A 15,507-nucleotide genomic window follows, 5' to 3' on the forward strand; every position below is an offset into this window, starting at 1 on the left:
TTCAAATCCCCTTATTCAGCCGCATCGACGAAGTCGATGTCTTGACCTTCTTTAAGCACAACATATGCTTTTTTCCAGTCGCTGCGTTTGCCGAAAGAAGCACCATGGCGCTTAACTTTACCCTTTACGTTTACAGTACGCACGCCCTGTACTTCAACTTCGAAAAGTTTCTCTACAGCAGCTGAAATTTCAGCTTTAGTGGCGTTTTTAAGTACTTTAAAAACGAAAGTGTTGTTAGTTTCAGCTGCTAATGTAGCTTTCTCAGAAACATGAGGTGCTAGAAGCACTTTTAATAAACGTTGTTCGTTCATGCTAAAGCCTCCTCAAGTTGTTTCACGGCGTCAGCTGTCATTAATACTTTATCGAAAGCGATAAGGCTAACAGGGTCGATGCCTTGAACGTCACGAGCGTCAACTTTGTAAAGGTTACGTGAAGCTAAGAACAAGTTCTCGTCTAGCTCTGCGGTAACAATCAATACATCTTTAAGCTCTAGTTCGTTTAGCTTAGCAATAAGTTCCTTAGTTTTAGGAGCTTCAACGCTAAACTTCTCAACCACGATTAAGCGGTCTTGACGTACCAATTCTGAAAGGATGCTTTTTAGAGCACCACGGTACATCTTTTTATTTACTTTTTGATCAAAGTCACGAGGCTTCGCAGCAAATGCACGACCACCACCAACCCAAATTGGGCTTCGGATAGTACCAGCACGAGCACGGCCAGTGCCTTTTTGACGCCATGGCTTCTTACCGCCACCACGTACTTCTGATCTAGTTTTTTGTGCTTTAGTACCTTGACGAGCACCTGCACCAAAGGCTACTACAACCTGGTGTACAAGAGCTTCGTTAAACTCACGACCAAAAGTGGCGTCTGATACTTCAAGAGCGCTATTTGCGTCTTTCAATGTTAATTCCATCAGTTCACTCCCAGTTACGCTTTAACAGCTGGTAGTACGATTACATCGCCACCAGTTGCGCCAGGTACGGCACCTTTGATTAATAAAAGGTTGTTTTCAGCATCTACACGTACAAGTTCTAAAGATTGAGTGGTGATACGCTTGTTACCAAGCTGACCAGCCATTTTCTTACCTTTAAATACTTTACCTGGTGATTGGTTTTGACCAATTGAACCAGGTGCACGGTGAGATAGTGAGTTACCGTGTGTATTACGTTGGTGACTAAAGTTCCAACGTTTAATTCCACCGGCAAAACCTTTACCTTTTGATGTGCCTGCGACATCTACTTTCTTAGTGTCGTTGAAGATTTCAACAGTTAATTCACTGCCCACTTCAATATCAGCACCCTCGTCTCCTGCAAGACGGAATTCCCACAAACCACGACCAGCTTCTACGCCAGCTTTAGCAAAATGACCTGCTGCAGCTTTATTTACGCGGTTAGCTTTTTTGGTGCCTGCGGTAACCTGTAGTGCACGATAACCGTCTGTGTCATCAGTACGTAACTGAGTCACTCGGTTAGGGGTCGCTTCGATAACAGTCACTGGAATAGAAACGCCATCTTCTGTGAAGATGCGAGTCATACCCACTTTACGACCGATAAGACCAATCGACATTGTTATTACCCTCTTTTATTAGCCTAGGCTGATTTGAACATCAACGCCCGCTGCTAAGTCCAATCTCATCAAAGCATCAACTGTTTTATCAGTTGGTTCAATGATATCTACTAAACGCTTGTGTGTGCGGATTTCGTACTGGTCTCGCGCGTCTTTATTTACGTGCGGTGACGTTAATACAGTGTAACGCTCTTTGCGTGTAGGTAATGGAATAGGACCACTAACTTGCGCGCCGGTACGCTTAGCTGTTTCAACGATTTCCGCTGTAGACTGATCAATCAATTTATGATCAAACGCTTTCAAACGAATACGAATTCTTTGATTTGGCATCGATTAAGCTCCAATCGAAAGAACAAAAAAATTCACCTTTTCTGCCCCTTATTGCCTTTCTAAATAAAGACGGGAGAAAAGATGTGCGTAAACCAATGATTCCTTATTGGAATCTTGTTCATTGTTAGTGCTTTACATTGAAACCAATTTACATTGGCTCAGGTGGTAATAACTAAAGAAGCATAAAGCTCGTTGACCTAGAATATTACCCACTAAATCATGTCTAGTTGCGAACAAAGTAACTGTTTGCATCTGACAGTGGGCGCGAATTATACATGTACAAATAATAAACGCAAGGGCTAATGTACTAAAACCCTCGAAAAACCCGTTATAAATACAAAATCCAACTTTTCATAAATACGCTCTTATGTACAGCAGTAATGTTAGGCAACTTGCGGTTTACTATAAAAGGTGTAGCGATGTGCGTAATCTAGTTCAATACGCATAGCGACTAATGGTTATGTTTTTTTGACTAAAGCCGATATTAACCGATAAGCGTTTTTTCAGTTGAGTAGTAAATTTATATGCTAGATGATATGCAACAAGCCGAGATGTTAAATCTCTTACAAACCCAAGTGAATGAATTTCCAAATTTATTGGCTGCATATCAGCATATTGAACCTAATATATTAAAGGCGTTTAATGCGTCACGTATGTCCTTGTTTCAGCGTCGTCTCCAACAACAAGATTTAGTCGCTCGGTACAAAACCGGTAAAGAAATGCGTGAAATAAAGGTGGCCATAAGCCCGCAGTCTATTGCTGGATACGTGGCAATGTCGCAACAAGCCACTATCATAAATAACCCTTATGAAGACCAAGTACTTCAAGCCGTGCATTCACGTTTGAGGTTTGATAAAAAGTTTGATCAAACCAATAAGTTTAAGACGCAAAATATATTGTGCGTCCCCGTTATGAACGCAGGTGTTCTTATGGGCGTTATGCAAGTAATAAACAAGTTAGACGATAACTTTAACAATACTGATTTAGCATTGGCGCAAAAAATAGCAGACATTTTAGGTGATAAGTTCAGATACGAACTTGGCGGCACCAAACATCCGTTTGATTTTTTGGTGCATAAAGGGTTGATTAAGCAAAAATATGTCGATGAAATCAGCGAAGAAGATAACATCAGGCATAGCATTCAGCGCTTAAGTTCTGAACATCGTATTAGTGAAGACGAAATTGGCAACGCCATTTCAATGCATTATCAGGTACCGTTTATTCCCTACCTTCCTGATACCTTTCATTTATATCAAACTGACGCCAAACTAAACCTTTCATACTTAAAGCGCAATTTTGTGGCCGTTGTAGCAGATGCCAGAGAAAATCCAACGGTACTTATGGCCGAGCCGAATAACGCATCGCTACTTATGGAAATAGAAAGCGCTTTGGGTATAGATAGTTACGATATAGCGGTGAGTTTGCCTAATTGTATATTGCAATATTTAGGCGAGAACACGTCAGGCTCGGGCCCTGGTGAACTTGATGAAATACTAGATGAAATTGGGACTAGCAGCGATGAAATAGACGATCAAAGTGACGATTTAGCTGAAGACGCGCCCGCGGTAGTTCGCCTAGTTTCAAGAGTTTTACACGATGCTAAACGCTTAAATGCTTCTGATATACACATTGATCCAGAGAAAGGTGCACCTACTCGAGTACGTATGAGGGTTGATGGCGTAGTTCGCGATATTAACCAAGTTCCTGCATCCCATCATAATGCTGTAATTGCGCGCATCAAAATTATGGCCAGCTTGAATATTGCTGAAAAACGCGTGCCTCAAGATGGGAAATTAGCGTTTAAGATGTCAGGGCAATCAGTTGAAGTACGTGTTGCCACTATACCTACAGTAGCGGGTGAAGGCGTGGTGATGCGAATATTAGCTACCGGTGGTGCAATGCCCATTGAAAAGATGAACTTATCACCGCGCAATATTGAAAGCCTTGAGAAGATGATAAAGAAACCGCATGGCATCTTACTTGTAGTGGGACCAACCGGCTCTGGAAAAACCACAACACTGCACGCCGTATTAGGTTACTTAAATACCCCTGATAAAAAAATATGGACTGCAGAAGACCCTGTTGAAATCACACAACCGGGGCTACAGCAAGTGCAAGTGAGCCCTAAAATTGGATTTACCTTTGCCAATGCACTAAGAGCTTTTTTGCGCGCTGACCCAGATATTATTCTTATTGGTGAAATGCGTGATAAAGAAACTGCGCATGCAGGGATAGAAGCATCTTTAACCGGCCACATGGTGTTATCAACACTTCACACAAACTCAGCGCCCGAAACCATTACGCGTTTACTCGATTTAGGACTTGACCCTGTCAACTTCTCAGATGCATGTGTAGGTATATTGGCGCAACGCTTGATTAGAACCTTGTGTAAAAATTGCAAGGAAGCGGCACCAGCAAGTAACGACGAAATTGCATTTTTAAAACGACAGTATGGGGAAGAACATTTTAGTGAATTAGCCCTGCAAGATGATTTTAAGATTTGTAAAGCGAAAGGTTGCGAGGAATGCGGAGATACCGGCTACAAAGGCCGAACCGGTGTGCATGAGCTATTAACTATGACACCAGCCTTACGTTCAATGATTTATAAAGAGGTTTCCGTTAATCAAATGAAAGCACAAGCCATTGACGATGGTATGCGTACTCTAATACAAGATGCGGTGTTAAAAGTCATAAAGGGTGATACCGACATTGCACAAATTCAAATACTAGGTGGAATTAGTTAGGACAAGTCAGCTTACCCAATCACTTGTGATTAATCTTACGTAACTTCTATTTGTTATTTAATTAAGCGCAATTTTGTAGCTTGTTAAGCTTTGAAGGTGCAAAGCCATATTCACTTCTGAAACACTGCGTGAAATATGAGGGCGAACTAAAGCCGCAATCGTAAGCCACTTGCGTAACCTGCTCTCCTTGTCTTATTTTATTTTTAGCTTTTACTAAGCGAAAGCGTTTCACAAGCTCGGAAAAACCTGATTTGTAATACGATGACAGTCTTCGGCTTAGCGTTTTTTCGCTCATGAAGAGCAAATCTGCAGCGGTTTTACGCGTAAAGCTTTCATCGCAAAAATGCTCTTCAAGAAGTGCATTAAATTTGTCGGTAAACAGTTTTTCTTCAGCGCTGCTAACCGTTTCGATGCCCGATAAATTTGCATGGTAAATAGCTAACTCGTTTTCTATTCGTTGCTGTATCTTACGCTTTTCATCAAGCACTTGTTTAACGAGTACTTTTAATACACTCGGCATAAAAGGTTTTTCGATAGTGGCAGAGAACCCTGCACTAAGCGTGCTAAGCTGGCTTATGTTGGGATCATTTTGACCAAGTAAAACGACCGGGATATCTTGAAAGCTTTGGCTGTTTTGTAAATATGCCATCAAGGAAAAGCCATTGCTAAAATCGCATTCTGCGTCTATTAAAATACAACTAACGTTATTACTTTCAAGTATTTGAACGCCCGCTTCTATACTTTTACTGTGTGTTACGTGGTATTGTTTGGCGAGTTGTTCAATAAGTGATGAAGCATAGCCTTGATTACTTTCAATTAGTAAAACTCGTTCAGTTTGCGTGGTAAAGCTTTGCGCAGTTGTTTCGTTTATTTCGTTAGCTAAACCATTGATGTTTTGCGTTTTTGCCTCACTCACGCTATATGCATTTGAAGCCATCGGCATTTGCATAACCACCCTTGTAGCATAATGTTTAGCGCTTTGAACATGCAAGTGCCCACCTATTGACCGCAAATGCCCTTGAATGCTGAATAAGTTTAACGAATGTAATTGAGCATCACTTCGCCTTATCCACTGTACTTTACTAGGCAAACCAGAAAGTAACTTATTACTTATATCGCCAGGAAGGCCTTTACCGTTGTCTGAAACACAAATAAAGAGCTGCTCATTTTCTAACTCAGCCTTCAGCTCAATCGCAATATCGCTGCGATTGTTTTTTATTCCGTTTGATATAAGCTCCTGGATTGCACAGCGTAACCATCTAACATCCGTGTGAAAGCCTGTTGGTAATCTGTTATCAAAATTAAACGAAATATTGTGCTGTGAACATAAACATCTAAACGCTTCAAGTTGCTCTTGTATAAGCCCACCCAAATCTTCCCATTGAACCTCATTGGGCGTTTCAAACTGGTCCTGCCTCGTTTTGGACGGCTCAAGTACTTGTTGCTGCATAAGTGCGCTGGCCACTAGCCTTAACTCTTGTATATTGTCACGCAGTGGGGTTTGTAAAAGTGATGCATAAAGGCCTTTGTCACTTAATACGTAATTGGAGTTAATAATACTTTTGATGATTGAACGAATTCTGCTAGCTAACACAAAATTTTGTTTGAGAATGTGCTCCGCAAGCGTTTCATTAGGCTCGTTTTGCCTTAGCTCGCTTAATAAAGGCTGAGTGCTTTTAAGGTATAAATGATAAGAGAAGGCGCCTATTATAAATGAACAAGCGATTAAAATACTGACGGCTAAAAATAAATGGAAGCTGCCCACTTCCTGCAATTGGATATACTGCATACAACTAACTATCCCTGTCTAACTGGTTTAACATGATTTTACAAACGGCTTGACTAAACAAGCACTAAATCGTGGTTCAACAATAGGCGATTAATAAAGCGGTTTCTATCTCTTTTTTGACCAAGTATTGTAATTTAAGGACTTTTAATTTTACAAAAAGTTAAGCGTCTAATTTATCGTCAATTATGCCAACTTGCTGGCTATAATTTGGCTTAGTGGCGCTTTTATTCTGCCCATTTTGATGCGCTCATTTAAAACTGTTTATTTATACAGTTAAAATGGGTATATTAGGTGAATCATTATGCAAACATTTGGAGTGCAATATGGCTGTTATAACTCAATATGTAGTACAACATAAGGGAGTCGATAAATTGGTTACCACAAATAAGAAAGAAGCCGACCAATACGACAAAATGCTTGAAGTCGCTGACAACCTAAGTGTTTATATTCAGGCAAAGGGCATTGAATTAGACGAAGCTATAGCTGAAGAACTGTCAATATTATTGGCAAAAAACAAGGATACCTTAAGTAAAATTCTAAAAGGTTCTGATGCGCAAGAAATACTTGAGAAAGAAAACGCAGACGTTATTGAGTTAAAAAAAGCTTAATAAAATGTTAAATATAGTGGTACGATGAGTTTGTGTTTTACTTGCTCATGAAGTTTATCCTCTATGAAATTACATACTTTCGCAGGCTACATTCAAAATATTCACCTTGTAGAATATCCTCACGGATGTATGTTGCTAGACGGCTGCTCGAAAGTAGATTATGACGAAATTGCTTGGTTCTTCAAACACACACTTAAACGCCCTTTGAGCGATTTGAAAGTTGTGATGGTTACCCATATGCATCCTGATCACGCCGGCTGCGCAGAATATTTGCGTAAAAAAACCGGCGCAAAAATACTAACCGGAGAACACAACTCCCACTGGTATAAAGGGTTTAAAGGTAGGTTTGCTCATTTAGCTGATATGTCATTAGCACTTTGGGTCGCCGGGCGATTAGGCAAAAAACGAAAAAACATATGGTACCCCGCTAAACTAAATGCCTGTCAAACCCTTGCTGATAATAGCTCAATACCGGGCTTTGAAGATTGGAAGGTAATAAATACGCCAGGGCATACTGATAGAGATATTAGCTTAGTTAACCATAAAGAAAAGATGCTTTATGTGGCTGATCTTATCGTTAAGGTTAAGAAAACCTTAGTCGCCCCCTTCCCAGTATATCTACCTAAGGAATATAAATGTTCCTTAACTAAAATACTGCGCTTTGAAGGTTATTCAATGCTAATGGCGCATGTTCCTATGATGACTGTAAAGTCTAGCGAAATAGAATCACTCATAGCAACTGCACCTAACATGCCGGCAACAAACATGGTAGCCGTGTGCAATCGAATTAAGCGTTTTATAAAACGGATGAAATTCGCTTAAGCGGTTCCGCCTACCGTCATTTCATCTATCTTAAGCGTAGGTTGCCCTACGCCTACAGGCACTGACTGCCCATCTTTACCACACACACCTACGCCAGCATCTAAACACGAGTCATTGCCAATCATCGAGATTTTTTGCATAGACTCGGGTCCATTGCCAATTAAGGTAGCACCTTTAATTGGGTGGCTTATTTTACCATTTTCAATCATATATGCTTCTGACGTTGAGAAAACGAATTTACCTGAGGTAATGTCTACTTGGCCACCGCCAAAATTCGGGGCATAAATCCCTTTTTCAACAGAAGCGATAATATCATCAGGTGCATGCTCCCCTGACAACATATAAGTGTTGGTCATACGCGGCATGGGCAAGTGTGCATACGATTCTCTGCGGCCGTTACCTGTTGGTTTAACGCCCATTAACTTAGCATTTTGCTTATCTTGCATGTAGCCAGTCAAAATACCATCTTCAATCAATACATTGCGCTGTGTGGGAGTACCTTCATCATCAATACTCAATGAGCCTCGTCTATCTTCTATACTGCCATCATCCACCACCGTGACACCACGAGATGCCACTTGTTGGCCTATTCTGCCGCTAAAGGTTGACGCACCTTTACGGTTAAAGTCGCCTTCTAGTCCATGACCTACCGCTTCATGAAGCAATACGCCCGGCCATCCGCTACCTAATACCACAGGCATTGCGCCAGCGGGTGCCGGCACAGCATCTAAGTTCACTCTGGCCATGTGTAGGGCTTCATCGGCAATTTGCTGGTATCGAGGCTTGCCTTCACTAATATTTTGAAAAAAGAAATCATAAGTGCGGCGGCCGCCTGCACCTGAACTACCGCGTTCACGTTTGCCATCTTTTTCTAACAAGACTGAGCAATTTAATCTGATCAAGGGCCTTATATCAGTGGCTAAGGTGCCATCACTTGCCGCTACTAATATTTCTTCATAAACGCCAGTTAAGCTCACGCTCACTTGGCTAATTTCACTCGCTTGTTGCCTTACATATGCGTCAACTCTGCGCAATAAGTCTACTTTTTCGGTATCAGGCATATTTAATAGTGGATTTTTTGCGGTATATAGCGGCACACTTTTATTTAACTGCAAACCTTTTACTGCATGGCTAGCACCGTGCTTAGATATACTGCGCGCCGCTTTACATGCATCAGTTAAGGTAGATTCACTTATTTCATCAGAATATGCAAAGCCCGTTTTTTCCCCCGAAATTGCACGAACGCCTACGCCTCGCTCAATGTTGTAGCTACCATCTTTTATAATGCCATCTTCAAGTACCCAGCTTTCATGCTGCGACAACTGGAAGTACAGGTCAGCAAAGTCATTATTATAGTCTAGGATTAATTCTAATAGCCCAGTCACTTTATTAGTGTCTAAATCAGACTGTCCTAATAGATTATCTACAACGTTAGCGTTCAATCGAGTATCTCTCTTTTTTATGAAGGTGAATGGGCATTTTTTGTCGAATCTCTTGTATTTGTTTTACATCGAAGGGCGCAATTGCAAAGCCCTCGCCGTTTTCTACAAGGCTCAAACATTCTCCCCAAGGAGAATAAATACAACTGTTGCCAAAAGTTTCTCGGCCATCTGCATGAATACCCGTTTGGTTAGATGCTACTACAAAACACTGATTTTCGATACTTCGTGCCTGTAATAAAGGATGCCAATGCGCCTCTCCGGTCTTTTTAGTAAACGCGCTGGGCACAACAAGTATACTAGGCGCTTGCCCGCTGTCATCTCGCATAGCATCAAACATGCCAGCGAAACGGACGTCATAACAAATACTCATACCTACAGTGGCAAAGCCCGCGTCAAATACACAAAGTTTATCGCCAGCTTCGGTATATGTAGATTCTCGGTAAGAGGCTGTCTTGTCAGCTACGTCCACATCAAACAGATGTATTTTATTGTAGCGCGCAATAGCCTTTCCTAATGGATCGTAGGCTAAACTTGTGGCCGTATATTTATCTGCAATGTTAGTGCTAATTATAGGGGTGCTGCCTGCAATTAAATAACATTGAAAGCGTTTGGCCATGTCTGCAAAAGCCGCTTGAATAGGGCCATTTTCGATTATTTCACCGGCTGCTAACATCTCTTTGCCGGTGCAACCAAATATGGATGCACATTCTGGGATAACAACTAAACGGTTTACGTCTGCCTTTAAGCATGCTTTTTCTATGAGCTGTTCAATGCTCGCTAAGTTTCGTTTTACACTTGCCTTTCCATTAATTTGAATGCTAATCAGACTGGCCATTATTATCTACCTGTATATCGATTAAATCTTCAGTGCTAGGCGGTACAAAGTTTTCTTCACTTTCTTGAGGTTGTACGTCTCGGCGCGCGGGAAGTTCAACTTCAGTGCTTTCTCGGCCTGTTTCTATCAATATAGGTTCTGCAAAAGTACCTGTAACTGAATAGTTTACATTTGAAATAACCTTAGTAGAAGTAAGCACTTGATCTAAAGCAAGGGCGGCTAATGCCGATGGCGGACTTACCGTAAAGAAATACACTAGTACTGGCAAGTTACCTGTTACATTAGGTGCAAAGCTCACGTTATAGTTTAAGGTTTGTTCAGCTAAGTCGGTATAGCCATATATTTCAATCTCACCTGCGGCGCCATCAATCTTTGTATCGCGAGTGTCGGCTATCCCCTCAATAATTTGCAGCGAGCCGCGCATATCGTCATAGAAAAACCCTTTTGCGAACACATCTCTAAAATCTAAAGATAGCTTTCTTACTAAAGAATTGAGGCTCAATAGGGTGAATATGCGTGAGCCCTTATCACTTACCTCGGTTAAATATCCGTCTGTTAAGCGCCAATCTATTTGCCCATCAAGATGTTCAAACGACGCATCAAAAGGTGAATCTTTCCATGTAAGCGCAAAGCTTAAATTTGCTTCAGAATCTTGCACCCCTGAATCAAAGCCCATTAACTTTACAAACTCACCGAAATCACTGCTATACATATCGCCGGCTAAAAAGGTAAAGTGATCTTGATTACGCTTATACCATTGTCCAGATGCGTTTATAGAACCAAATTTGTTATTTACGAGCACTTGGTTTACTTTGAGGCCGTCACTGTTTGGCTCAGCTTCAATTTCAAGGCGCCCCAAGTCAACACCATATAAATTACAAGAACGGCAGGTGATATCAATACTTGGAAGTGTTTTAGGATCTATGGTGAGTTTAGACTTATTGGTATCATCTTGTGTATCATCCTTACTCAATTTTAAGGTTTTATCTATCCCTAAGCGTATATATTCAGCATCAATTTCAAGCCCTTTACCATATAGATCATCATGAATAATCATAGTGGTACGCACTTCATTTGCGTCAATGTCTAAATCCCAAAGGCTGTCTAAACGCTTCGCTCGCATGTCTACATCGTTCAGTGTTTCGCCGAATATACTTAGGCTTTGTGCATCAACAAATATTCGTTGTGGTGCTTGCAATATTGGCGTTTTGTTACTTGAAGCCTTACTCGTTAGTGCTTCAACTACATGTTGCCACTCAGTAAAATCAAGCGTATCAAAGGTACTGCTAATACTAAAACCGACCCCACGGCTTTCAAATTCAGTTGGCCCAATAGATAAATGCGCTCTGTTAAATTGCTTTTCTTTATGTGGCAATGCGCCATCAAATTTTGCAACATCTTCTATTTCCAATTCAATACTAGAGGCGGTGTTATTACCACTTGAGCGTAAGCTCAAGCTACGTGATTGCGTATCGCTTTTGTTAAAAGGCGCAGGTAAAGTTGATATTGCGCCAGTCAAATCACTTTTTAATCGCGCGTCGTAAACGAAATCGCCTTTTTGCAAAAATAAATCAAGGTTTAAGTCCCAAGCAGAAGAGCCCGAAAAATAATTCGAAAAATCTTCGCTGATATAAGTCGCTAATTGTTTCGCTTTCCAATCACCTAATAAATTCACCTTAAGTTCGTACACATCTTCATTTTGCACACCTGAGACATTTGCGGTTATATCTTGGTTTAACAACTCCGCAGACATATCACTTAGTTCTATTGCTTCATTATCAAAGTGAATAACACCTTTAGCTTTCTCAAAGACTATATCTAAGCTAGGCAAGGTCACCTTAGTATCTTGCAAGAACACTTTGCCCGTGGCTCGGGTTTCATTTGCATTGCTTAATGGAATATATAAGTTTAATTGCGAACGTAAGTCGCCATCAAGAATAAGATCTTTATCTAACAAGCGGCCTAAGCTATCAGCTAGCATACTATCAAGCATAACGGTGGTTAAATCAGAAGAGCGGGTTTCCCCTTCGGCAGAAATAGTCAGCACAGTGCTGTTTGAAAAACTGGCTATATCAGCGCGTAATTCACTTAAGTTTACGCCGCCTAATTTTCCTTTATCCCCGGTAATATGCAGAGATTTATTCTCAAATAATAATTGAGCATCAAGCTCTTTTAGCTGCGGCCAGCGTTTTGAAAATCTAAAATCAGCGTCTTTAATATTAACTTTACTCTGAAAAATACCATTACTGATGCTTTGTGGGTCAGCTGATTTAAAGGGAAACTCCGACACCTTGCCATGCCAAAGCACTGAAGCGCTTTCTACATTGCCCTCACCGCTAAAAGCATCACTTAAAAACCGTTTAGCTTCGCTTCCCATTAATTTATTCGGTAACCAACTTGGAATAACATTCGCATTTAAAGACGCCACATCAATTGCAAGAGACAAAAATTGACTGCCATGGAAGTACTCAAAATCGGCCTGAATGTTCAGCTCATTTGCAACGAGTTCTGAGCCTTTAGACGTAATGAGTAAGTCACCTTGTGTGTTGATATAAATAGGTACTGAAAAAGGTTCAAGTGATAAATCACGATCAAAAAGCTCATTGGTATGCACTTTGACCTTATCGCCAAATAAGGTGAGTTTGCCTTTCGAATTTTGCCAAAGCACTTGCGCCTGTAAGTCACTTACGCCGCTTATAAGCTTGTGCTCCTGCCAGGCAACATCACTTATGCTCACCAGCGCCGATACATCCTCGTTTATATGAACGGCTACATCATCTATGCTCATATCAAGCGATAAAAGGGCTAGTTGGTCAGCTAAACCTGTAGAGAACAAACCGCTAATAGGCAAAAATGATTTAACCGGGAATGCGTTGGACGTTCTGAACATCAAGCCATTTGCGCTTGAATAGTTGCCATTAAGCGATACAAGCAATGAAGCTTCATCTGTAAGAAGTTCAACATCTTCTATCGTAAACTGCCACAGCTTATCTTGATTTACAGCTGCAAATTTTGCGCTAATTTCATTATGTACGGTAAAATCATTGGTTTGCCAATCAAAAGTCGTGGGTTTCAGCACGCCATCAATTCGCGAGACCTCACCGGTGTTAATTCGCGCCCGAAGCTCAGCATTCCCTTTACTTGAAATTAATTTTCCATCAAGAGCGGTGTATTCATTGAGCCAAGCAGAAAAATCAATGTCGGTAGCTTGCGCATAAAAATTACCGCTATAACTTTCAATATCACCATATAAATCAAGAATAAATGACGCGCTATTGTTAGCAAAATCATCTATAGAAAAAACACCTGAACCTTGGTGATGATTCCCTCTATTGAGCCACGATAGCTGCTCAATATCAAAAGATTTACTTGTTTGCTCACTGTTTAAGGTTACGCGGCTGTTAAGCACTGAAAAGTCACTTAACTGTTCTAAAAATACAGTTTCTAGCGCTTGAACAATTGGGAATTCAGATTCACCGCCGTCTATTTTGTGTAGGTCAATATCGGTATGTAAATTGTTTAGTACTACTTGCTTACTTTGTAAGGTCAAGCTCGTGACTGAGGGCCAAAAATCAATTTCTAAAAATAGCTCATCTACACTAAGCGCTATGGGCGACTGATCACCTTTTGCTATATTTACACCCCTAAGCACTAATGCTGGGCCTGAACTATTCCAACTAACCGACAGCGCATCAAGGCTTATATCAACGGCATATTCATCAGAAACGTAGGCAGCTACCCGGTCTTTATGGTCATTTAAATAAGGTAGAGAATAACGCAGCAAACTCATCAATAGCGCAAACAGCACTAGTACTATGGCAATTAAGGTCCATAGTTTTTTTAAAAGATAAGTGGTTACTGATGCTGTTGTGCTCACATCATTACCACATCAAATTTATCTTGATGATATAAAGGCTCTTGCTGTACTTTAATCTGCTTACCTACAAATGCTTCAAGTTCAGCCAATATATGTGACTCTTCACCTAATAGTGCATCAACCACAATAGCCGATGCATAAATTACGAATTTATCAGCATTATAGGCTTTGTTCACTCTTACCACTTCTCGGGTAATTTCAAAGCATATAGTTTCAACAGTTTTAACGCTTCCTCTGCCTTGGCATGCAGGGCATTCTCCGCATAGCAAATGCTCAAGAGACTCACGTATCCTTTTGCGCGTCATCTCAATCAGACCCAAGGCGGTGTATCCGTGAATATTTGATTTTGCGCGATCTTTTGCCATACCCAATTCTAAAGAATGTTGAACACGGCGCTTATGATCTGCATCGAGCATATCTATGAAATCAATTAAAATCATTCCACCTAAATTGCGCAGGCGCAATTGCCTAGCTATTGCAGAGGTTGCCTCAATATTGGTATTAAAGATCGTTTCTTCTAAATTACGATGGCCAACAAACGCACCTGTATTAATATCAATTGTGGTCATTGCTTCGGTCTGATCTATAATTAAATAGCCACCGGATTTTAAATCGACTCGTCTTCCTAAGGCGCGTTGTAATTCATTTTCTACATCGTATAAATCGAAAATAGGCAATTCGCCTTTATAGTATTCGAGTTTTTCAGTGAGTTCGGGCACATATTCTTTAGTAAAAGCTTGTAGCTCTTGAAAGGTAAGATTCGAGTCAATGCGAATGCGATCTATTTGTGTGCCAACAAAATCGCGCAACACCCTGCGCGCCACCGGTAAATCTTCATAAAGCACATTAATTTTATTGCCTTTTTTACGGGTTTGTATTTTGTTCCATAAGCGACGCAAAAACTCGGCGTCTTGTCGTAACTCATTTTCAGCCACACCTTCTGCAGCGGTTCGCAAAATAAAACCACCATTTTCATCGCAAAATTGCGACACAATTGTTTTTAAACGTTCGCGTTCACACTCTTCTTCAATTTTTTGTGATACACCTACATGGGTAACCGATGGCATAAATACTAAATATCTAGAGGGCAAGGTAATATCGGTTGTTAAGCGTGCGCCTTTTGTGCCTATAGGATCTTTAACAACTTGAACCACAATAGGCTGCCCCTCACGGACCAACTCGCGGATGTCTTTTATCTCAATTTGCGATGAACTTACCTCATCAGCAAGTTCATCATAAATGGCAATATCTGAGGCGTGTAAAAATGCAGCTTTGTCTAAGCCTATATCAACAAAAGCGGCCTGCATACCTGGCAATACGCGACTCACTTTACCTTTATAAATATTACCCACTAAGCCTTTTTTGGTATGGCGCTCAATATGTATTTCTTGCAAAATCCCATTTTCAATAAGAGCCACTCGAGACTCACTAGGAGTAACATTAATCAGTAATTCTGCGCTCATGATAATATCCTACGCTCGTAATATATGAAGG

At 40.8% G+C, this 15,507-nt stretch carries 12 protein-coding genes; 3 read left to right on the plus strand and 9 right to left on the minus strand.

Going from position 1 to position 15,507, the window contains the following annotated elements; translation table 11 throughout:
* Positions 1-11: 11 nt before the first annotated feature.
* The 4 genes from rplW to rpsJ are packed head-to-tail and all read right to left on the minus strand — an operon-like array spanning position 12 to position 1,896.
* Positions 12-311: a 50S ribosomal protein L23 gene (rplW, locus tag ACOI22_RS13310; protein ID WP_420672607.1), complete on the minus strand. Its 300-nt coding sequence runs from the start codon at positions 309-311 to the stop codon at positions 12-14.
* Positions 308-913, minus strand: coding sequence for a 50S ribosomal protein L4 (gene rplD, locus ACOI22_RS13315; protein ID WP_420672608.1), 606 nt, complete (start codon positions 911-913; stop codon positions 308-310). Before rplD ends, rplW begins: the two co-directional genes overlap by 4 nt.
* A gap of 14 nt (positions 914-927) precedes the next feature.
* Entirely contained in the window at positions 928-1,566 is a 639-nt protein-coding gene (rplC, locus tag ACOI22_RS13320; RefSeq protein WP_420672609.1) for a 50S ribosomal protein L3, read from the minus strand.
* An 18-nt stretch (positions 1,567-1,584) separates the two neighbouring features.
* Positions 1,585-1,896 carry a 30S ribosomal protein S10 gene (gene rpsJ, locus ACOI22_RS13325; RefSeq protein ID WP_006012796.1) on the minus strand — a complete coding sequence of 104 codons (312 nt, stop codon included), beginning with the start codon at positions 1,894-1,896 and terminating at the stop codon, positions 1,585-1,587.
* 536 nt (positions 1,897-2,432) lie between these two features.
* On the opposite strand from rpsJ, the gene ACOI22_RS13330 reads away from it, so the two are divergent.
* Entirely contained in the window at positions 2,433-4,640 is a 2,208-nt protein-coding gene (locus ACOI22_RS13330) for an ATPase, T2SS/T4P/T4SS family (RefSeq protein WP_420672983.1), read from the plus strand.
* A gap of 61 nt (positions 4,641-4,701) precedes the next feature.
* On the opposite strand, the gene ACOI22_RS13335 is transcribed toward ACOI22_RS13330, so the two are convergent.
* Positions 4,702-6,429 (minus strand): helix-turn-helix domain-containing protein, encoded by a 1,728-nt coding sequence (locus ACOI22_RS13335; RefSeq protein WP_420672610.1) that lies wholly within the window; start codon positions 6,427-6,429, stop codon positions 4,702-4,704.
* A 323-nt stretch (positions 6,430-6,752) separates the two neighbouring features.
* Here ACOI22_RS13335 and ACOI22_RS13340 point away from each other — a divergent pair, with 323 nt between their 5' ends.
* Both ACOI22_RS13340 and ACOI22_RS13345 read left to right on the plus strand, forming a co-directional pair.
* Positions 6,753-7,037, plus strand: coding sequence for a YebG family protein (locus tag ACOI22_RS13340; RefSeq protein WP_420672611.1), 285 nt, complete (start codon positions 6,753-6,755; stop codon positions 7,035-7,037).
* A 63-nt stretch (positions 7,038-7,100) separates the two neighbouring features.
* Complete coding sequence (locus tag ACOI22_RS13345; RefSeq protein WP_420672612.1) at positions 7,101-7,859, plus strand: MBL fold metallo-hydrolase; 759 nt, start codon at positions 7,101-7,103, stop codon at positions 7,857-7,859.
* On the opposite strand, the gene tldD is transcribed toward ACOI22_RS13345, so the two are convergent.
* The 4 genes from tldD to rng are packed head-to-tail and all read right to left on the minus strand — an operon-like array spanning position 7,856 to position 15,476.
* Positions 7,856-9,301: a metalloprotease TldD gene (gene tldD / locus ACOI22_RS13350; RefSeq protein WP_420672613.1), complete on the minus strand. Its 1,446-nt coding sequence runs from the start codon at positions 9,299-9,301 to the stop codon at positions 7,856-7,858. The genes ACOI22_RS13345 and tldD overlap by 4 nt on opposite strands.
* The gene (locus ACOI22_RS13355; RefSeq protein WP_420672614.1) at positions 9,291-10,136 is read right to left on the minus strand and encodes a carbon-nitrogen hydrolase family protein; all 846 of its coding nucleotides are present in this window, start codon (positions 10,134-10,136) and stop codon (positions 9,291-9,293) included. Before ACOI22_RS13355 ends, tldD begins: the two co-directional genes overlap by 11 nt.
* Positions 10,120-14,013: a YhdP family protein gene (locus ACOI22_RS13360; RefSeq protein ID WP_420672615.1), complete on the minus strand. Its 3,894-nt coding sequence runs from the start codon at positions 14,011-14,013 to the stop codon at positions 10,120-10,122. The genes ACOI22_RS13355 and ACOI22_RS13360 overlap by 17 nt, the downstream gene beginning before the upstream one ends.
* Entirely contained in the window at positions 14,010-15,476 is a 1,467-nt protein-coding gene (gene rng / locus ACOI22_RS13365) for a ribonuclease G (RefSeq protein ID WP_420672616.1), read from the minus strand. Before rng ends, ACOI22_RS13360 begins: the two co-directional genes overlap by 4 nt.
* Between the last annotated feature and the right edge of the window lie 31 nt (positions 15,477-15,507).

The sequence above is a fragment of the Glaciecola sp. 2405UD65-10 genome (assembly GCF_048820975.1).
Taxonomy (GTDB): domain Bacteria; phylum Pseudomonadota; class Gammaproteobacteria; order Enterobacterales; family Alteromonadaceae; genus Glaciecola.